Origin of the sequence: Legionella parisiensis (assembly GCF_001467945.1) — a bacterium.
In the GTDB taxonomy this organism is placed as follows: domain Bacteria; phylum Pseudomonadota; class Gammaproteobacteria; order Legionellales; family Legionellaceae; genus Legionella; species Legionella parisiensis.
Window position 1 is genome coordinate 185,491 of the sequence record NZ_LNYQ01000006.1, and the last position, 20,326, is coordinate 205,816.

Below are 20,326 nucleotides of genomic sequence, written 5' to 3' on the forward strand. Positions count from 1 at the left end.
TCTATTGGCTATCTTTTCTTCAGCGGAATTTAAAGGTAACAGTAAGGATTCAAAAGTCCTGATTATCTTTTTACCTGCATCATCACTCGCAATGAAACTGAAATAGCGGATTGCACCCCAGATTAAGCGAATGGATGTAAATTCAAACCTGGATGCCTCTAATTTTAATTCATTACGATTGTAGTGGAGGTAAATTGGAAAACAATAAGGAATTGATAAGATGAAGTATCGAGAAGATTTTGGAGTTTATATATGGAGGAAGCGAAAATAAGGTGTTTTAACGTTTAAAGCCTAAGTAGCAAAGGATTATCCCAAGAATCAGCTCAAACCCCGCTGCACTGTATGCAATACTTGCATCTTGCATAAAAACCAGAGTCGCTCTATCAATATAATGTGGATAAAAAATCATGCTTGTCCCTTTCAGGAGTATAATCCAGCCAATAATTGTAATTAAGAGTCGCCAGCTCCATTGCCAAACATTATGGCTTACAACCATAAGTAACCCAATAATAAGAGTCCAAAAGCCGGTGACAAGCATTAATGGGGCATCCTTAAGTAACTCTTGTACATAAACTGTAAATTGCTGCAAGTTGGCAAACATAGCTAAGCTGACAATGATCAAATAAATCCCAAGAACTTTGCTTAAAAATTTCGATATGTCCATTTGAGCTCCGTCATTTTTTATACTGCTCATAACTGAAGTGTAGTCATGGATTAGAAGAAGTTCGATGGATTTTATAAAATGTTGTACTTAATAATGGTGGGTGCAGTGCAGCAGAATCCACGGGAGTATAGACCAAATTAAACCGCGATTCCACTGCGCTGCATCAATGCTGTAAAGTGAACTTAAGAGATATTAGCCTTTAATACGCCAATACTTCCTGCCTGTTTTGCTCTTCCTCAGCTATTCTCATCACATTTCGTGGGTTTGGAGGAGGGAATAAGCTTTGGCTTTGTGCATAAGTACGTGCTGCAAAATATTCTTCAGTCACTGTTTTCGCGTTTCCTATAAGTAATTGAAATTTTTCTGTGAGGATTTTAATAAATTCATCAAAGTGATAATGGCTTAATTCAACAAGCATAAGCCGATTTTCTAGAGCCTTAGATAAAGGCTGTCTCCCGTGAAGTGTAGTTGGGTTCTGAGTGCCAATAATACAAAAACCTGATTTTTGAGGAGGATTTCCTTCAAGGTCATACCCTGAAAGCAAGGCATTAAGCAGTTGTTCATGAACCAGGGTATTAAACTCTTCAATGCAAACGACTTGACCCTTGTGGAATGCCTCTAAGAGCTTTGCATGTACTTGTTTAGTGTTGGTTGGGGATATGGTTATGAACTCAACTCCCTTGGCTTTAAGTAGCGCTTGAACTAATTGACTTTTGCCTAAACCAGGCTCTGCTTCAAGAACGATCCCATTAATTCCAATCTCCTGCTCCCACCTACCTTTTATTTTCTGTTCGCGGATACGCATCAGCATTTCGATGCTCAATGCAATTTTTTTGCGTGAGTCAGTCCATATGAATTTCTTATCGGTAGTCTGTGGCTGGAATTGTTGCAGGACCTCTTCGAATTGTCTTCTCTCTTCTTTCCAAGGACTTCCTTTTTTTATATCGTAGCGAATGTGCTGGCTTAGTTTTTTATCCAGACTTATAGTTTTGATTTCACTTAAAATGGTATAGCGCATCAGAAAATCATCAGTCATCGACTTGGTTTGCGGGTTTTCTTTTAAAATGAAGAAACGTAAACACATCATTTGCGCGTTACGGGGAGTTATATTGAGCCCGGCATCTTGCGCTTTCGCATAGTAGGTTTTAATAAGCTTCAATAAACTTGTTGCATCATCACAGTGTGTAAGCAGAGGGCTTAATATTTTATCCAGCCGTTGTCCTTCGAAAGGAAAATAATTGGGGAATCGTTTAAATAAATCAGGTTCGAAACGTCCTTCGTAATGAGTAGGGTTTCCAGCAAAGATAATTTTATGGTTTTTTAAAGGATAACAGGTCCCTTCATACCAAAACTCTTTATCGCCTCGTGCAATTGCTGCGAATAAAGTATAATGCTCCTGACTTATATTGGCTTCATCAAGAAATAATATAGGTTGGCTCTCTCCTTTATGGGTCAGCCAATTTTTTACTCCAGCTAATTCATGGTATATGGCGATGGGTTTATGATGATCCTTTCCATATTTAGTCAGGATTTTCTGGACAAAATAGCTCTTTCCTGCACCTGTTTTACTTGTAAGAAATACAAATGAATGCTCATCCAGGTAGTGCATTACCGTTTCAGGAGTCGTCGGCTCAGCACCGTCAGGAAGAATTCCCGCCCGCCACTCTAGACGCTGTGTTAAATTATCCAGCCATTGGGTTTGGTGCGTTGGGTCATCAGGTAAATCCAGGAAATGGCTATGGCATGGTGTCAGCCTAAGCTTTTGATATATTTTTTTTAATTGTTCTGCCAAATCAGAATTTAAGCGCGCGAAGTCTTCCTCAGGTCTATACACATGGATTGTTTTACGGACCACCTTAAAAGGAGCTGCATTGTCACTAATTATCGTGATATTTTTGGCTAAAGCCGGTTCCCCATTAACCAGAAGAGTGGGCGGGTCAATAAAGAGTGTTTGTAATTGTTGGGCAAGAGTTGTTGAAAATTGCCCTTTAAGAATGACAGGTTTTCCTTTTTTTATGGCCTTTAATAATTCAGTTTCTTCACCATGAAACAGCTTATTTTTTAACGATACGTGAAAGAATAAACTATTAAAATTGGTTTTCGGATCAATATTGATAGTGATGGCATCTACTGGTTTATAATGCTCTTCAGCATCGTCTAAATCATTGGAAATAATAAGTTGATTACTTTCTCCAAATATTTCGATGGAAATGACCAATTGTTGCAATGGTTCTGGTACAAATACGTTAGGAGCTGTCTTAATTGTTAGTGCGCATTGAGCTTTTTTGGCTTCCATTAAAAGACTGTACCATTGAATTTCAGTTAAATTATCCGTCACTAGCAATTCGAGTTCAGGATCTCCCACAAAAAATCCGGGAAGCGGTTTCAACGTGCCGTTTTCAGTAATTTTGTATTGATTGGAAAATAAAGGTAACGTCGTTTGATTGACAATTCGTTTTTTCTCGGGAGTTACCTTAGGTGTTATAACATCTGGATAAGTACTTAAATCAGGCTGTGCAAATTCCAGACGAAAATCCTTAGGCAAATCATGCCATTCACCATTAAAGAAAAAGCGTTTCTTTGCCATTAATTCAGTGATCAAGAAACGAAATTTAGGATCGTCAAATGGAGCATTATACAAAATTAATCTTGAGACTTTATTTTGAGACGCTTTCAAGAGAGCACCAGGAAGAATATCTAAACAGCCCTCATCAAAAGTGTATCTGCCCAAAAAAATGGACTCCCAATTAAAAACTGAGGGAAAAAGAACATCATCATTGCGTATCGGTTGATTTGGTTGAATCTCCGGTAATCCTGGAGGAGGTATGTCCGGTGCTTGGCTGATGGCGTCAAAACGTGAGTAAAAATCATCACCCATTTTAAATGCAGAGTGTTCATCCATACCGACAACGATATGCACGTTAGGCGGGATAGACAAACCTCCTAGATTACGGTCCTCAGTATCAATAACGCTGTTTAAGCTGACATGGCGTGCTTTGGGATCGGACCAATTAATAAACCAAGTGTATGACTCACTGGGATTAAAGGCCGCATTTTTTAAAAATTGACTTACAGGACTATCTACATATTGTTCTTTATTCTGGGCAATATGTAAGTGGTGCAGGATCAGCGAATCTAAATCATGTGAGAAAAAAGTGTTTTCACATATGGAAGAAGCTTGATGTAATGCTTCCATCGTCTGAGTATCTTTAAAAATAAGCCATTGTCTTGAGTGTGAGTCTTTAGATGTAAGTTTTTTTGCAAGTTCCTCTGCATTTGCGGCTTGAATAGTTAAGCTATTCCAGGTTTCGAATCGATTACCCGGTTTCAAAGGGGGGCTCGTTATTTTAGTTTTCTTTTCTAATTCTTCTTTCGATTCTTCCTCTTTCCTTTTTTTAAGTGGCGGAATGGGAAGGTCAATGATCTGAGCTACACCGCCGCCTAAGTCCACACTAAAATGCATCTTTTCGAGTGTTACTCGGGCAAATTGATGAACGTCGTTGTCGATCAGACTGGCTTCGATTTGTAATGCATCTGCCAAAGCTAAAAAAAGTTGCGCTCGGTGCCTGCAAACCCCCGCACGTTGTTTTATTAAGGCATTCAAAACATCAATTGCATTCCCGTGTATGTCCGATGATGCGGATTCGTCCTCAAAGCGACAATATTCGGCCAGAGCTTGAATGCATTGCTCCATATCAAGTTTTAGTAGTTTTTGATATTCCTCGCAGTCAACTAATTTTCCTGTTGGAGCAAAAGATAATTTGGCTATCCACTTCAGATGTTCTATAGGTGCATTTTTTCTAAGGGTAAAATCGAAGTTATTTCCTGCTTCAAGAATGTAGTTGACAAGACAGGTTTCGACATTTTTCTTAAATTTAATGAAATAATAACCTGAATTCTTACATCTTTTTAATTCAAAATCGGGGTATTCTGCTGCATAGTTAATCAGTTTATCGTGCGTGCTTAAAGCGGGTAATTGCAGCCATTTGTCTACTACTGGATTTTCAAAAGTAATTTGACCATACACCAGTTTTTTAGGTGTATCTGGATGATTAAATTGCTCTTCTATTTGTTGCGTAGTGCATTTTAAGGATTCAGAGATAGGCTCCAAATCGTCATATAAGGGGCTGTAAAGACTAAAGTTCTTACGTGAAGATGACCAAGAAAATGTATTCAGGTGATAACTGGAAACTGGGGGATTTGCTCCATCTTTTGCTTTGAAAATTGTTCGTGCGGGCAACGTTGGAATGATTTCCGAATAGCCGATTTTTCCGTCTAGCGAGAGAGGGTCATTCGTGTTACTAGTAGATTGTTTGGAGTAATTATCTAATAACCTGATCTCAATCTGAGGGTAGCTGTTTTTGAGCCATTGTATTGCAAGTAACTCGCTTCTTTCCTTTGGAATGGGTAAGGATATTGAGTTTAAATTAGGAGCAACTTTAATTAATTGATTTAATTCTGCAAAAGTTAATGTACCTGTATCAAAGCGAATGTGGTTTAAAAGAGGAAGAGAACCTGGTTGCAGACTAGTAAGAAAATCGGAAAAATTGTAAGGAGTTTCTATTTGTATGTTATTTAAATTAGGTGCTGCGGCTATAAGATTGAGCAGTTGTTGGGAGGTAAGTTTTATTCCTACCGCACGCAATATATTGATAGTGGGAAGGGAGTTTGGTACAAAATTCATATCATCTTGATTGATATAGCAATAATATAAGCTAAGCTCAGTTAAATTGGAGGCATACCTGAGAAGATTTTGAAGTTGCTCTGAAGTCATTGTCACATTCAGGAGATCGATTTTCTTTAGTGCTTTAATCTTGGAGGCGAATTGCAAGAAGGAATCAGGAAATCGCATCATATCAAATTTATAAAGCTCTAAAGTTTCAAGATTTGGGGCAGCATCAACGAGCGTATATAGTTCATCGAGAGTCAAGCTATCCTTGATACTAAGTTTTTTTAAGTGGACAAGAGGGGAATTAATTTCAAGCAAGTACTCGCTTTCTCGCCAAACAGAGTTTAGTGTCAGTTCCCTTAAATTAGGTGTGGCATTAATTAAAGCCCCTATGTGGTTAATGGATATCCTTATTTGGTGAAGATAAATCGTTTTTAAATTAGCGGTCTTTTTAGGTTGAAGCTTGAGTTGTGCCTCACCCCAAATTTCTCCTCCAGTAAGATGAAGCGACATCAAATTAGGTGAGTTGTTTAGTAATGTGGCGAAACGGTGCACTGAAAATACTACGTCACCTCCTGTCTGTACATGTCTTAATGAAGTAGTTAATAGGGGGTCTTCCTTGTTTTCACCCTCATTTTCATCTTCAACAAAGGATTCTACCTCACAATTTCTTAGGACAAGAGAAAGAAGTCCTTCTTGTTTATTGAGAAACGGAAATAGAGATACTCTGCTGTTTGCTAAAGAAATTTGAATAATCTGTTTTAGTATGTCAGGACGATGTTGCGTTAAATAGGACAAATAAACTTTATCGTATTCTGGTGCTGTTTGATCAGAAAAGGAGGTAGGTTGCAAAAATTGAGGCGTAGGTTTTTTTTCATCTTCTGCATGAGTCATTGCTATTTTCAAATTTGTAAATTTTTCCTGCCAATCCCTATCCATATTAGGGTGTGGATCAAATGACCATTCAACTGCACTGATCAATTCCCGATTGATCATTTCAGAATAATCTACTTCACCAAACAGCTCGTGCGGATCCAGGGTAATGCAATTGATAAAATTAAAAAACGCATCAGGAGAATTTAAAATTTTTGTACAAAGCTCATCGAATGCTGAGGAGTCTAAACAAACAACCCGATCAGGGATGAGATTTAATTTTTTTAACTCAGTGGCTTCTTGTGAAGGTTCCAGTTCACTATACGGGCCAGGGGGGCAAATATTTGGTTCTGCAACCTCTATTTTTCTTAAGCTTTCTTTAGTCGGAACGTATACAGAAAAATTAGCATCAATTAATTTTTTAATAACCTTTTGTTTTAAATAAAAATTTTCTGATTTTTTATCCAAGTCGCATTTAAGGATAATTGTTTTTTTTTCGAGTTGAGTAGAGCCTATGGCTATGGTATCCCAGCATTCTGGGTTATCAACCAGGACTTTATCAAGATTTAGAACCCCACCATTTGGTTCAACAGAAGATTCAATCGTTGGTAGTTGCGTTTTTTCATACAATAAGCCTAGGCTGTCGAGGATTTCAGTTTGAGTTTTCATTTAATTCCTAAGGTATTTTCTGTATCTTTCGTATTTTTAATTAGTAAGGTGGGCAATTATATATCTTTAAGTGAGTTTTGCGGGCATTTATTTTGCTGCGGAATGAAACAGTACCGCTAGATTTTTAAATATATCAAAAGCGTTGTGCCAAATATTCATCAATTATTTTACGTGAAAGGCTAATGGGTTTGGGTAATTGAGGCAGTTTTTTTATTGAAAACCATTGGGCATCTTCAATTTCAGTCGCATCGATTTGAATTTCGCCGCTGTCGTATTCCGCAATAAATCCTAACATCAAGTTACTTTGGAATGGCCAGGGTTGAGAAGCGAAATAGTGTAAGTTTTTTATGTTCAAACTTACTTCTTCTTTTACTTCGCGCATAACCGTTTGCTCCAGCATTTCTCCTGGTTCTACAAAACCCGCCAAAAGACTATAGATTCCGGGTAAAAAATGAGGAGAGCGTGCCAGCAAGATTTCATCATCTCGCCATATTAACACCAACATAGCAGGCGCAATTTGTGGATAAATTAATGAATTGCAGACTGGACATACTTTGGCACGCTCTTTAGTGCTGTATTGGGTCTGATGACCGCAGTACCCACAAAACCGGGTACTTCTATCCCAATGCAATAGTTGCTTCGCCTTGGAAACAAGTAAAAACAAGTCCTCATCCCGCAAAAGTTCATGGGCCTGACGAATATGCTGAAAAGCCATATTGGGAGGTAAGGTAAATGGTTGGGTGCTGATCTGCGCTGCAAAACACGGTGTATTGCCGAATGTTCCTAAATACAGTTGATGTTCGATAGACAGATTGAGCATGCCGATATTAAACAACTGAGGTATGGTCTGGTTCTGTAAGAGTATGCTTTCAGCATGGAAAATAAACCAGAATGGCGGTTCAGCAAATGAAACGGGAGGATTAATTTGTGAAATAAATGGTTTTGACATAACGGAAAATCCATAAGAGATACACATTAAGTGTATCTAATGGTTTTGTAAATGGTCAAATTTCCATGATTTTATTATGTGTTCACCCTATCAGGTTATGCCCATGGCCTTCAAGGCTAGCAGAAAGCGGATGTTGTCATTCCTACGCAGCAGGAAATCCATAATGGAGTGCATTGCTAATATAAAAATGGATCCCCGCCTGCGCGGGGCTGACAGGTTTACTTGTAAATTGAATAAAATTAAACGTTAAATACCCTTAGCTTGGCAGCCATGCCCATTATTGGACAATAAGACTCACTTGGTCAGATGAAGGAAACATCCTAAAACATACCATTACTGTTCGCTGACTCGGCAGGAATAGGTTGAATAACGTCCCAATGCTCGTAAATTTTATTGTTTTCCAGACGAAAAATATCCACAACGGCTCGTCCTTGAGTACCTGGTTCTAAAACAGAATGGACATGCACAATGACATAATCTCCCTCGGCAAAAATACGTTTGATCTCACTATGCGATTGCGGGTACGTGTTTTTCAGATAGTTAATGTAATTTTTTAAACCTTCAATCCCATCTTGAGCCATAGGATTATGTTGGATATACCATTCCCCCAGGTAATTTTGAGCTATATCAAAGTTCTTTTCATTCAGTGCTTTTTGATAAAATTGTGTGACGACGTGTTTGTTCGTCTCCTGAATTGATCCCCCAATTCCAGAAACTGGATGAATCAATAAGCTACTAGTAACTAGTGATAACAGTATTTTGTTCATTATTGCTCCTTATTAATCAAACAAATTGATTATAAATAGCTATTTAAATTAAAAAAGCGCATAATTTTGACCAAATATATCTAATTTTTAGATAAGTTTGGGGCGGGGAAATAATGACCAAAGTCACTCTTGAACAATGGCGCGTCTTACAAACGGTAATTGATGAAGGCAGCTTTGCTAAAGCAGCGATAAAACTGCATAAAAGCCAATCGAATATCAGTTATACGATATCAAAATTGCAGGACATGTTAGGTTTGCAATTACTGCAACTTGAAGGACGTAGAGCAGTGCTGACTGAGCAAGGAGTGGACCTATTAAAGTTATCACGGCAAATTACCCGGGCGGCAAAAAATGTAGAAAATGCAGCACGTAATTTAAAATCAAGCCATGAAAAATCATTACGACTTGCTATTGATGAGCTTTTTCCATCCCCTCTATTGATGGCTGTACTGCAGGAGTTTGGCCAAAAGAATAAACACACCAAACTGATTATCAATCAAGGGTTATTATCAGGTCCAAGTGATCAATTAATTAATGGTGAGGCCGAGCTCGCTCTTATTTCAAAAATTCCCGAAGGCTATACAGGGAATAAGTTAATGGATGTTCATTTTCTTCCTTATGCTCACAAAGACAGTTCTTTACATCAAAAACCGGTTGCCCTCGAAGATCTTTATGATGAACGTTATCTCATCATCCAGGATTCTGGACGCAATAAAAAACGCAATGAAGGTTGGTTAGGTTCTGAGTTTCATTGGAAAGTAAGTACCTTGGAAATGAAGATTCAATGTGTTGTGCATGGGATTGGTTTTGCCTGGTTGCCACAGCAGATTGTTGAAGCGCGAAATTTGCCTATTCTTCCATTAAAAATGGAAGAAAATAACATAAGAACCTATCCGGTTTATTTAGTACACCACCAACCTCAAGAAGTGGGGCCATCAGCGAAACTTTTAATTAATCTCTTTAAAAAACATACCTGCACGCAGTAGATCATTTGTCAAATCGGTACATAAAATGATAGATATAAAGATATCTATTAACAAAGAGAAAATATGAAAATGTCAAAAGTGTGCCCCATTCTATGTGGTGTGATGATTTTGTGTTCCATTACGGCAAATAGTATGACCGAAAGTGTGTCGCAATCTGAACCAGATGCCGCACGAATTTTCATGTTGGAGAAGGTACTGGCTCCGCAAATGCCGGACGAAGTTGCAACCTTGTTTGCAAAAGCCAATAAAGAGCGTAATGGAGCCATCCAATTTATGATGTTTTCAGATCGACTTAAAAACAAATTTAAAGACAATTGGCCTTCTTGGGTTTCGGGAGTTTCCAGCCCATGGATTACAGCTTATGAAATAAAAAAAATGGCCCAAAGGAAGAAGTCCTGGAAATTTAAAATAACGTATCAATGGGCAACAGCCGCTGGACCTTTCAATCCTTCTTTGGTGCAAACGATTGTAGTAACACCTGTTCCCAAAAATATAAATTCCTCGCAAAAATTTTGGATAACTTCGTTTAATGAACCGTAGTTCGAGCGATATTTTGAATTAAGAAGTATTTAGCTTTATTTTGAGCAAGCGAAAAATGTCCATTTAAAATGCCTATCTTACTTCCTGATCCTATAATTATTTCAGGTATCAGTTTAAGGAATCAACAAATGCGTAACGGAGAGGATGTAATAAAAAAAGACTTTCAATATATTTTACTGAGGAATGGGTTTTCTGCCCATGAATTTAAAATAACAATAAAAAATGGCTCAAGTTATGATCCCAATCAAATAGTAAGTACGCAAGTGTGGATAACCATTGAAAAGAATGATACAAAAAAACGATATGGTTTATATCGGACTAACTGGACAGACGATTTTGAAACAGATTTAAAAAAGGGTTATTTTAACACTTAGTTAATGGCATAGCCTGGGTGAGTTTCCCAGGCGTATCAAATATTAAAAACCAGCATCTTAATACCAGTTTTTTTATTTATTTGATGCAACGATTCCTATTGTTGCTGCAACGGCTAAAGCAGCGATTCCCACGCCAATACTCATCGTAGAGAAAAAGCTATACCGATTTGCTTCCTTTTCCACATTTTTTGACCCACTTTGCGGGGGATAAAAAATTTCAACATCTTGTGAGCTGCTTTGCTTAGGATGTACATTTTTACTGCTTGGTGTTGCTAATTTCTCTCTTAAAAGTTTACGCTGTTCTATTTCTTCTGCAGAAGCATAAAAAATTGGATCAGTAAATATAAATTTAGGTATTTCTTCACCATGTACGTATGTTGTCCCTACTTTTTGGGATGATTTTCCGATTAGAGCTGCTGCTTCAATTTTTGTATAACCTTGACTGACTAATTCTTTGAACTTTTGATTCATTATTTCTTTTCTAGGACTGGCTCCAGTCCCATGTGGAGGATTACCTTTTTCTATTTTACCTTCAGTTTTATCATCTACCCAAGAAACCTTCTTTTTCTCTTTCTTTTGGACGTCCATTGTTGTGGAATCATATTTTTTTTGCATGAAAAACCCCATTGCTATTAGCTAAAATGGCAACAATTTTAACAATCAATAATTAAGGAAATATGAAGTTGGAACAAATGAATGTTCTATTTTTATTCAATATGAGATAAAAATAAATTAATAATGGGCGTTTTCATCTCTTTATATATATAATGCGCAAAGCGAAACCTAGAGAGCTCAATCCTGAAATTATCTGTGGGTTTTCTTAGACTAAATCAGGATATACTGCATATGCCACCCTGATTACTTAATTCAACTATAATTAGGAAGTAAAAATTTTTTTATGAGATTGGTCATATTCCATCCAAGCTTTTATGAAGATGAGTCCAAGCCAAATAGGGGGGGCATGTATGCGTTTCGATAGGGGAGCCTATGCTGCTAATGTCTCGGTGAGCTCACCGCTATGGCGAGTTTATGGGATTCCTCTAATTCTATCTCTAATCTGTATTTTAGCGGAATATAAAACTAACCTTCTTGTTTTTCATACCCTTACTGAGTTTTTTTCGGTTGTTATCGGATTAACTGCAATGATTGTAGCAGCTACAACCACTCATTTCACAAAGAATCAATTTGTGATTTTTATTTCCTTAGCTGCCGGTTGGTGGTCATTTATTGATATCGCTCATATTTTAGCGTATAAAAAAAACTTATTGCCGCATGGTGGAGGTGATTTAAGTACTCAACTTTGGATTTCTGCCCGGTTTTTTCAGGCTGGAGTTTTTCTTTTTTCCATTTATTTTTTCAGGCATACATTGAGAATTTGGGTTGTTAATCTTGGCTTTTTTTTAATAACCCTAATTATTTTTACCGCCATATTTTCAGGTCATTTTCCTACAACGTATATTGATCATTACGGAGTAACCTGGTTCAAACTTTATTGTGAATGGGGCGTAATCTTAATTTTAATCATCGCGTTAATCTTGTTTTGGTATGAGAGAGCTATGATACCGAAAGAGTTATTGTTTTATATAAGCCTAAGCATGATTGCAATGATATTGTCCGATTTGGCATTGTCCGATTATAAACGTTTATTTGGTTTAGAACATGTAGCTGGTCAAATATTTAAAATATTTTCAATTTGGTTTATCTATATCGCTCTAGTAGAACAAACTTTGCGTCGACCTTTTGCGATACTGACACGTGCGGCGACGACATATGATAATATTCCGGATCCCACTTTTATTGTTAATGAAGAAGGTATAATTCACCAAGCTAACAAAGCAGCAGGAACATTTGCCGATTTAAAACCCGAAGAATTAGTCGGTTTATCTTCCCATGCGCTTTTTCATAATCAGTCTACAGAGCAGAAGGAATGTCCAGTGTGTTCTAGTTTACCTGTTTCAAGAGATAAATTTATTAAGGAAATTAAGACTGGAAAGAGAGGGTGGGTAGAATGTAGTTTGTCCCCTATGGATTCTTCCTCATTTCCTGATTCTTGGATACAAACAATAAGAAATATTACCTCAAGGAAGAGGGCTGAAAAAGAGCGAAAACAATTGACCTACGATTTAGGAGAACGCATTAAAGAACTTCAATGTCTTTATCAGCTTTCGAATTTAATAGCACTTAGAGATTTAGGTGTTGAAGAACTGCTTACAAAAACAGTAAATATACTACCAGCTGCATTCCAGTTTCCAGAGTGTATGGCGGCAAAAATAGAGAGTATTTGGGGGGAGTTTTATTCAGACTCAAAAGCAAAAAAATTGCCTTATCAATTGGAAAAAGAATTTAAAATCGAGAATGGAACCTTGGTAAAAATAAGTGTCTATTATTGTGTTCAGCCGCCAGTACAAGAAGGTATTTTTTTAGCTGAGGAATCGGCTCTTTTAGACTCGGTAGCTACCTTGTTGCAGGAGGCTTTACCCCGATTTTAATATGAGACAAATCTTCCGAATATCAGTATAGTAAAAACTATTATATTTTCATTCACAGGTGTTCATTATGTTTCGAAAAACTGCTCCTTGTTTTTTTGCAGTGGTCATTGATGCTCTAGGTTTTGGGCTTGTTTATCCAGTAATGACGGCAATATTTACAGCAGATCATAGTCCTGTATTGAATGCTGATGCCAGTATGGCAGTGAAACATTTTTATTTGGGGTTAAGCTATATGCTTTATCCTTTATGCATGTTTTTTGGCACCTCATTCATGGGTGATTTATCCGATGTTTGGGGGCGCAAAAAAGTACTGGTGTTGTGTATGTTGGGAATAACCATCAGTTTTCTGCTGATGGGGATAGGGGTTGCTTTTTCTTCCTTGAGCTTATTACTTATCGGGCGAGCACTTTCCGGTTTAATGGCGGGTAGTCAACCTATAGCCCAAGCTTCTATTGCCGATTTAAGTACTCCTGAAACCAAAGCATTGAATATGAGTTTGATTTCTCTGAGTTTTAGTTTTGGCTCGGTTCTCGGTCCTTTACTTGGCGGAGTCATGTCGGATCAACAATTGCTGCCTTGGTTTACTTTCACTACCCCATTTTTGATGGCAGCACTCCTCGCATTTATTGCATGGGTGTGGATTGCGCTTGGATATCAAGATACGGCGTTAACTTTATCGCATAAAAAAATATCTATTCTTCGTCCGGCACAGATTTTTATTGAAGCATTTCAGCATCGATCCGTTCGTATTCTGGCTGTGGTATTTCTATTGATGCAAATGGGGTTTAGCCTTTATTTTCAGTTCATCATTGTGTATATGAAAACGGTTTACTATTACACCAACTGGCAATTAGGTGCAGTACAAGGCATGATCGGCCTAGGTTTTGCTATCGGTATCCTTATTGGAATGCCTTTGTGTGTGAATCGATATAAAGTACACCACATTGCTTTATTTACCCTCATTCTAACAGGATTGGGACAATTAGCAGTTTATGTTATTCCTAATCCTGTAGCGCAATGGCCTTTAGCGGTAGCAATTGCAACTTTTGATATTATGGCATTTGCCTGCTTACTCACTTTATTCTCCAATGCTGTCGATGCGCAATCGCAAGGATGGGTAATGGGAATATCCGGTGCAGTGATGGCATTTGCCTGGATGGTCACGGGTTTGGGTTCTAATTTATTATCTATTCTGTCTAGTGCCGGGTTGATCGCTATTGGGGGAATGTTATTGATTGCTTCGGCGTTGCTGTTGCTTAAATACAAAACCACGAAATGAGCATAGAGATAACTGAGGTAAGAGTGAAGAAACTTATTTGCTTATGAACACCGCCTGTTGGAACATCATGACTACGATGCCTTTTGAACATGCTTCTTATCGAGCACAGGCCAGAAGATTGAGGTCTTTGGCTATAGAAGCATTGAAGCACTATCCATTTATTCCTCACCGCATTGAATTGGTTAAATACAGTGCCAACGCAATTTTCAGAATTACAGACATCCAAAATAAAACGTTATGCATTAAGAGTTAATCCCCATGGCCATCATCAACATGCTGCAATACAGGAAGAAATACAGTGGATAAATCACATCCTTACAACTACAGATCTTATTGTGGCTGCACCTGTGAAAACAATTTCGCAACAATACTTCATTGAGATACACCATCAGATGATACCCTCAAACCGATTTTGTCTTTTATTCGAATGGTTGCCCGGTAAAAAAAATGGAAAAGTATCAACGAACTGTATGCCCGCAAGTTAGGGAAATTGATTGGTACTTTACATCAGAGTGGGCGAAATCTCTCGATGAAACATAGAGATTACTGGCGAGCAGATGGCTTAATTGGTGCGCAAACAGCAACATTTTATAATATTGAAAAACTCTCTGATGTATCTGCTCATGAACAACAGCATCTCACTGCAGCGAGATGAATGGTTTATGAGCTTTTAAAAAATTTAGAAAGTAAACATCCGGACAAAACCGGCGCGATCCATGCAGATACCCAGCCTAATAATATTTTGGTGCATCAAGGACAATTTGCGATTATTGACTTTGATGACTGTGGGTTTGGGTTTTATAACGATGATTTGGCTGTGGCTTTGTGTGCATTTGAACATGTAGCCGAAGGCAATCAGCATAAGTCGTTTCATCAATTAAAAGATGCTTTGTTGCATGGTTGCAGTGAATCCATGCCCTTGTCAGTACAAGATATTCGATTACTTCCGTATTTTATGCTGGCAAGAAAACTCGTAACGATTGCCTGGCTGGAAGCGCGCAAAACCAACCCTGGGATTCGTTATTATTTTCCAATTGCCATTGAGCGAGCCATCCAGTTTTATCAACACCTTGTCCGCAAATAAATCATAAGCACTGAGACAAGTAGGTTAAGCTTTGTATCCTACGTGCTAAAAAACAGGGAATATAGTTACTGTAATTTAGGTACGGTTGCTATATTGTCTAAATTTTTTGCGGGTTTACGCGAAAAAAAAGCGCCAAAATATCCCGAGAGAGAGCGACTGGAACCTGTTTCAGGGGGCTCTTCCACTTCAGTTATTTCTGGTTCTTGTTGTGGATACAAACTATCGCGCACCATTCCAAACCCCGAAAAGACACTCTTGAGAACCAAAGGCAATAAGCTCAACATTATCAGCATGCTGGTTAAATTGGTGGACTGGTCAAACAGCGCGTAATTGGCTAAGGATTGTAAGACCGCAATGATCAAAGAAATTCCTATGGTATTTGAAATCAGTCTTGAAGCATTGATATTTCGATTATCCATGGGTAAATCAGAACTTTGATTGATTTCATAAAATGCAATCCATAGCCATAATAAGTCAAAAGCAACGCTATACCAATGCTGCTGATTCATTTCAGACACATCGGCACCTACTGCTTTAGCCAATTCAAAAGTCATTTTCCCACTTTTAAGTGCTAGGGCCATGCTTGGTTTTTCTTGGGAATTTGCCAGAGGAGCAAACTGTTGTATAAACAAGCTATTGGAAAGATTAATATCAAAAAGCTCGTAAAATGTTTTCTCGGAACCAAATAATCTCCGCAGTTGCGCTTCACTGATATTCGATAACGCATCCACCCCGGGGGCAAAAGTACCATCATCCGAATGATGACCAATGACCACATTTGAATTTTTCATCATCATGACATCATTCGTACCATCTCCGTTGGCGACGATAAAATAATGATGGTCTTTGAGATAACGGGCAAGGGTACCTTTTCCTTCGGTGCTCATTTCCGCAAAAATAATAACAGGACGCTTTGTTTTGTCCCTATCCATTAATTTTTGAAAGTAGGTCAGTATAGCTTCATTGATACCAGCAAATATCACTGTGGAATCGGATGGACAATTTTCTGCATTGAAACGCTCAACATCATTGCCTTCGACTTCATTAGCACGAATGGTAATGATGTTTTTTGCACTTTCTGTGCATAATACTTTGGCAATATTTACTGCTGCTTTCGTGGTATCGCCTGTTGCTACAAATACCGGAACTGATATTTCTCTGCATTGAGCGATAAATTTTTCAGCGCCTTTTTTTATCGGATTATCAATAATAAAAGTACCGTAATATTCTAATTTTTTTAGAAGTTTTTTGTTTTTGATAAGAAAATTCTCAATTTCTTTTTTATCATCCTTATCAAATAACTTCCTTAAAGTTGCGAACTGAAACTCATTAATCTTAGTGTGTGCAAGACACCAATCGCGTGATAAGACTTCTGTACGACTTTGCATCGTGGTATAGGCTTGCAATAAAGATGTTCCTTGAAATACATCCGCTTTAGGCACTCCGCAAAAGACAAGAGAGGATTCTTCACCATTCTGAACAAGGGTAAAGCGGCCGCCAAACATACGGTATAACCCCAGATGATACGTTTCGATCTCTTGTTTTGTTTCTTTAATGGCAATTACCTTTTTAAAGTGATTATTCCCCAGGGTGGTAACTTCCAAACACTCAAGATTAGCCAATAACGATTTGAATAATTCTAAAATAGCATGTTCTTCTGGTTCTAATTCTTTTTTACTATTGGTAAAGGCATAACAAAATACCTCAAAAGCTTTAAGCCATTGCACTTCTTCAGGGAGCAGCAAGCTTCCTTTTTTTTCTTTGAGTGCGTGCTGGACCTTGGAGTCCATAGCAGTAGTCCATAGACCAAGTACATCCATCCGCGTCGTAGTAAGGGTTCCGGTTTTATCGGAAATAATTGCAACCCCACTGGGAAATTTGTCCCGATAATATCCTCCCAATGCATTACACAAATCCACGAGACGGAGCGCATCAATTGTTTCAAAAGGCTGATCTCCCAAATTGCTATTCAGTGTTTTCATCAAACGACTGTTCACTGTTTCGCGTAAAAAAGCTTCGGAAAAGGGAATCATTGTTTGAAAAAGGGTGAACATGAGCCTGAGTGTTTCCGCAGGCATTTGGGCAATGTCTCTTTGTAAAAAAGCCGCCATAATAATGGAGCCTAAAATGGAGTATAAAACATTTTTTTGTTTGCGTTTTGCGATAATTTCATTAATGTACGCCGTCTTCTCGTAATTACTATTTAATAAAAGCTCTTTCTCAGGTTTAATCTGAATAAAAATGTTGTCATGACCATATATATTTAACTTGTCACCTACCAATACTCCGGCCTGTTTGCCATCCCTTACTGCATATAAGTCCACTTTTTTGTAATTAGAAGTAAAACTCGCTTTAGTGTGGTGTTCGATCCAAACGTCTTCCCCATTTTGGGCTTTAAGATTGACACTAAATTTTTTTCGTTCCAGTGTTTGGGTGAAATCACTATCTACATTACGTTGTAGCGCAATCAACTCTCCCGAGATTGGCACACAATCAAAATTGATGCTTACATCACAAAGAACCAAATCCCCGGTACGCAGTTGATATCGGGGAAGATGAAAAAATTTGGAACCCTGCGCGGTAAATCTTAAAACCTGATGCAATTGATGATTGTATTCATAATCATGGTCCAGCTTTTCTTGTTGCACACGCATTTTTTTTATCGTTGATGGCGCTAAATCAGCCAATAATGCAGGGAGGTTACGAAATTTCTGTACTATTCTGTCGGCATAGCGAATATTGTGTGCGATCAATCCTAATTGAAAGGCACGCGAACTGACCATCAACTCACTGGCGATAAAATGATTGATTTGAAAATAAAGATTAGATAATGGAGTCAGCCCACTGGAGATCACTGCTGTGTCAGAGCGCTGTGCTCCTCGACTGTATTGGAAGCGAACCAGAAGTTCTTGAGTTTTTTGCGTGAGGTAAGAAATTCCACTCGGAACAACCAATGCACTGGTCCCTAATCCAGCAATTAATGAATACTCATCGGTCAGTTGATCATTGAGTAAAAAATTAGTCCCTTTAAAAACAGAATGGTACATATAAATTATTGCAGTCACTTCACTGGCTACTGCAACAGATAGTGCTGTTCCGGAAGTAAGTTTTTTATCTGTAATTCGGTTTAACGCACAATATCCTAATACAGCTGCGCCAAAAAGAAATTGCATAACAAAATCATATTCTGGGCTTCCTATTAAGTATTCAGTGAGGAGGGAAGTGAGATAATTCCCAACAAATAATGCCGCTCCAGAGGAGACTGTGGGCCAAACGTATTTTTTAAATGTGCTCCAATCCATAGAGTCCAAAGAAAAGGTCCACGCCAGGGTTTTATACAGCTCTTTAACGCGCAGGGAAAAAAAATTGTTTATTTCTGTTGCAGTGCTTCTTAAATAGTAGGTTCGATCTGCTTCGGCATGTTGCACCAATTGAAGCGGTAAAGCTCTGCTGTCTTTAGAATTTGGATTTTTTTCTTTTTTTTGTATGGGTTTCTTTGTCTTCATATCGTAAATCCTTTTGCGACCAATAAACTCCATTGGACATTTAGGGGCCATCTCGATAATTAACTTATCTCCATAAAAGGTGCAAGAGGATAAGGGAAAAATATTACAAACAGAATTATTGTGAACACATATACAGGATTTTACTTTTACATTTTGTTCTATAATTATGCTATTGGCAATTTTTTTTGGAGTTGTGCCCATGAAACGTAAAGCAGAAGTCCGAATGGATATTGAGCAGATAAAAGGTGAAATAAGGCATCGTATGACCGAGATAAGTAGCTTACTTAAGGAGGGAAACAATAAAGATGCCACCCAGGCGTTTATCAATTTTGGCGCATTTCTTCAAGACCAATATCCTGATCTACTCTTGGATGATCTGCGTAAAAAAATGGAAGGGTTAATGGGGCAAGAGTTCTTTGAGAACGAAATGCCTCCACTCGGTTTTATCCAGTATTACATCAATGGGCGACAAGAGGTATATGAAGATATACTCGAAGAAGAGGTCACAAATGAATTGAAGGCAAATCGGATATCTAAAATGGATGCTGCAATCAAGGGGGTCAATATTTTTTCGCATTTATTAGGAGGGATGCGATGGGAGGAGGGATTAAAGGCATCGGAAAAAGAGCATCCGTTTGACGAATCTATATTGGAAGAAGCCAAACAATGGCTCGTAGACGCTCCTTACCAAGTGAGTAAAAACGTTTCTGAAGCAGCGCGACAGAAACGTCTTGCGTTACATTTTGTTTCAGAAATCCGTGACAATCTCGAGATAACAATTAAGAGTTTATCAAAACAGATACTAGAAGAAGTTGATAAAAATCCCGATTTATATAACTCAATTTTCAAAGAGGGCGATCGAGAAAATAATATTGATTCTTTGGTCAAACATCTTAAGGAGAATCCGTCTGATGCACATTCTACTGAAATTAAAATGGCAGCTGCGAGTTACGATGCACTGAAAGCACTTACTCATACTCTAGATGACGCTGGAAAGGGAAATCCTAGACCCCAAGATAAACTGAGACGATTTGAAGATCACTTAAATAATGAATCTGTAAGAAGTGCATTGGATACAAATCCGGATGATGATGTGACTCAATTTTTTAAAACAGTACTCTATATACTAAAATGTGCTGTGACCTTAACCGCATACCATTGGGTTACAGAAGGTGAGTCCTTAAGATCAACTCAGCAACAATCCCTTAAGGACGCGCTGACAACATTAAAGAAGGCTGACGAAGAAGGAGTGATAGATCCGCCGACGAATACTATGTAATTTAATTACTTGTTTCTTGTTTTTCCTTCGATGATACTATTGACTGATTTAATGTTGCAGGAACGTGGAATTTCTTTGTGTTTGATGGACTTCCTTATTCCGGGATCCTTTAATTACGTGCTAATTATCTTTCATGTTGTGTTGATATATTGAGATTGATTATTAAGAAAAACGAGCCATACTAATTAAAGGAACAAT

At 38.0% G+C, this 20,326-nt stretch carries 15 protein-coding genes; 9 read left to right on the forward strand and 6 right to left on the reverse strand.

The window, feature by feature from the left end; translation table 11 throughout:
- Window positions 1-277 precede the first annotated feature (277 nt).
- From Lpar_RS02030 to Lpar_RS02045, 4 genes are all read right to left on the reverse strand, one after another.
- The gene (locus tag Lpar_RS02030; protein ID WP_058516330.1) at window positions 278-664 is read right to left on the reverse strand and encodes a hypothetical protein; all 387 of its coding nucleotides are present in this window, start codon (window positions 662-664) and stop codon (window positions 278-280) included.
- A gap of 199 nt (window positions 665-863) precedes the next feature.
- Window positions 864-6,875 carry a MoxR family ATPase gene (locus Lpar_RS02035; protein WP_058516331.1) on the reverse strand — a complete coding sequence of 2,004 codons (6,012 nt, stop codon included), beginning with the start codon at window positions 6,873-6,875 and terminating at the stop codon, window positions 864-866.
- 133 nt (window positions 6,876-7,008) lie between these two features.
- Complete coding sequence (gene nudC, locus Lpar_RS02040; protein ID WP_058516332.1) at window positions 7,009-7,824, reverse strand: NAD(+) diphosphatase; 816 nt, start codon at window positions 7,822-7,824, stop codon at window positions 7,009-7,011.
- A gap of 320 nt (window positions 7,825-8,144) precedes the next feature.
- Window positions 8,145-8,591, reverse strand: a complete 447-nt coding sequence (locus tag Lpar_RS02045; protein WP_058516333.1) for a nuclear transport factor 2 family protein — start codon at window positions 8,589-8,591, stop codon at window positions 8,145-8,147.
- Window positions 8,592-8,704: 113 nt separating this feature from the next.
- Between Lpar_RS02045 and Lpar_RS02050 the strand changes: the two genes are divergently transcribed.
- From Lpar_RS02050 to Lpar_RS02060, 3 genes are all read left to right on the forward strand, one after another.
- On the forward strand, window positions 8,705-9,577 hold the full coding sequence (locus tag Lpar_RS02050) for a LysR family transcriptional regulator (RefSeq protein ID WP_058516334.1): 873 nt from the start codon (window positions 8,705-8,707) through the stop codon (window positions 9,575-9,577).
- Window positions 9,578-9,640: 63 nt separating this feature from the next.
- Window positions 9,641-10,117 carry a hypothetical protein gene (locus tag Lpar_RS02055; RefSeq protein WP_058516335.1) on the forward strand — a complete coding sequence of 159 codons (477 nt, stop codon included), beginning with the start codon at window positions 9,641-9,643 and terminating at the stop codon, window positions 10,115-10,117.
- A gap of 128 nt (window positions 10,118-10,245) precedes the next feature.
- Entirely contained in the window at window positions 10,246-10,491 is a 246-nt protein-coding gene (locus tag Lpar_RS02060) for a hypothetical protein (protein WP_058516336.1), read from the forward strand.
- Between the two features lie 72 nt (window positions 10,492-10,563).
- Here Lpar_RS02060 and Lpar_RS02065 read toward each other — a convergent pair whose 3' ends face one another.
- Entirely contained in the window at window positions 10,564-11,106 is a 543-nt protein-coding gene (locus tag Lpar_RS02065; RefSeq protein ID WP_058516337.1) for a hypothetical protein, read from the reverse strand.
- Window positions 11,107-11,456: 350 nt separating this feature from the next.
- Between Lpar_RS02065 and Lpar_RS02070 the strand changes: the two genes are divergently transcribed.
- The 5 genes from Lpar_RS02070 to Lpar_RS02085 all read left to right on the forward strand — a co-directional run bounded on the left by Lpar_RS02070 (window position 11,457) and on the right by Lpar_RS02085 (window position 15,343).
- Window positions 11,457-12,980 (forward strand): MASE3 domain-containing protein, encoded by a 1,524-nt coding sequence (locus Lpar_RS02070; protein ID WP_058516338.1) that lies wholly within the window; start codon window positions 11,457-11,459, stop codon window positions 12,978-12,980.
- A gap of 67 nt (window positions 12,981-13,047) precedes the next feature.
- Window positions 13,048-14,259 carry an MFS transporter gene (locus tag Lpar_RS02075; protein ID WP_058516339.1) on the forward strand — a complete coding sequence of 404 codons (1,212 nt, stop codon included), beginning with the start codon at window positions 13,048-13,050 and terminating at the stop codon, window positions 14,257-14,259.
- 191 nt (window positions 14,260-14,450) lie between these two features.
- On the forward strand, window positions 14,451-14,744 hold the full coding sequence (locus tag Lpar_RS02080) for an aminoglycoside phosphotransferase/kinase family protein (protein ID WP_058516340.1): 294 nt from the start codon (window positions 14,451-14,453) through the stop codon (window positions 14,742-14,744).
- A 44-nt stretch (window positions 14,745-14,788) separates the two neighbouring features.
- The gene (locus tag Lpar_RS19520) at window positions 14,789-14,914 is read left to right on the forward strand and encodes a hypothetical protein (protein ID WP_272947085.1); all 126 of its coding nucleotides are present in this window, start codon (window positions 14,789-14,791) and stop codon (window positions 14,912-14,914) included.
- The gene (locus tag Lpar_RS02085; protein ID WP_058516341.1) at window positions 14,915-15,343 is read left to right on the forward strand and encodes a phosphotransferase enzyme family protein; all 429 of its coding nucleotides are present in this window, start codon (window positions 14,915-14,917) and stop codon (window positions 15,341-15,343) included. It abuts the gene before it with no gap.
- A gap of 65 nt (window positions 15,344-15,408) precedes the next feature.
- Here the strand turns inward: Lpar_RS02085 and Lpar_RS02090 are convergent, their stop codons facing one another.
- Complete coding sequence (locus Lpar_RS02090) at window positions 15,409-18,849, reverse strand: HAD family hydrolase (RefSeq protein WP_058516440.1); 3,441 nt, start codon at window positions 18,847-18,849, stop codon at window positions 15,409-15,411.
- Between the two features lie 199 nt (window positions 18,850-19,048).
- On the opposite strand from Lpar_RS02090, the gene Lpar_RS02095 reads away from it, so the two are divergent.
- Window positions 19,049-20,128: a hypothetical protein gene (locus tag Lpar_RS02095; RefSeq protein WP_058516342.1), complete on the forward strand. Its 1,080-nt coding sequence runs from the start codon at window positions 19,049-19,051 to the stop codon at window positions 20,126-20,128.
- The last annotated feature ends 198 nt before the right edge of the window (window positions 20,129-20,326 follow it).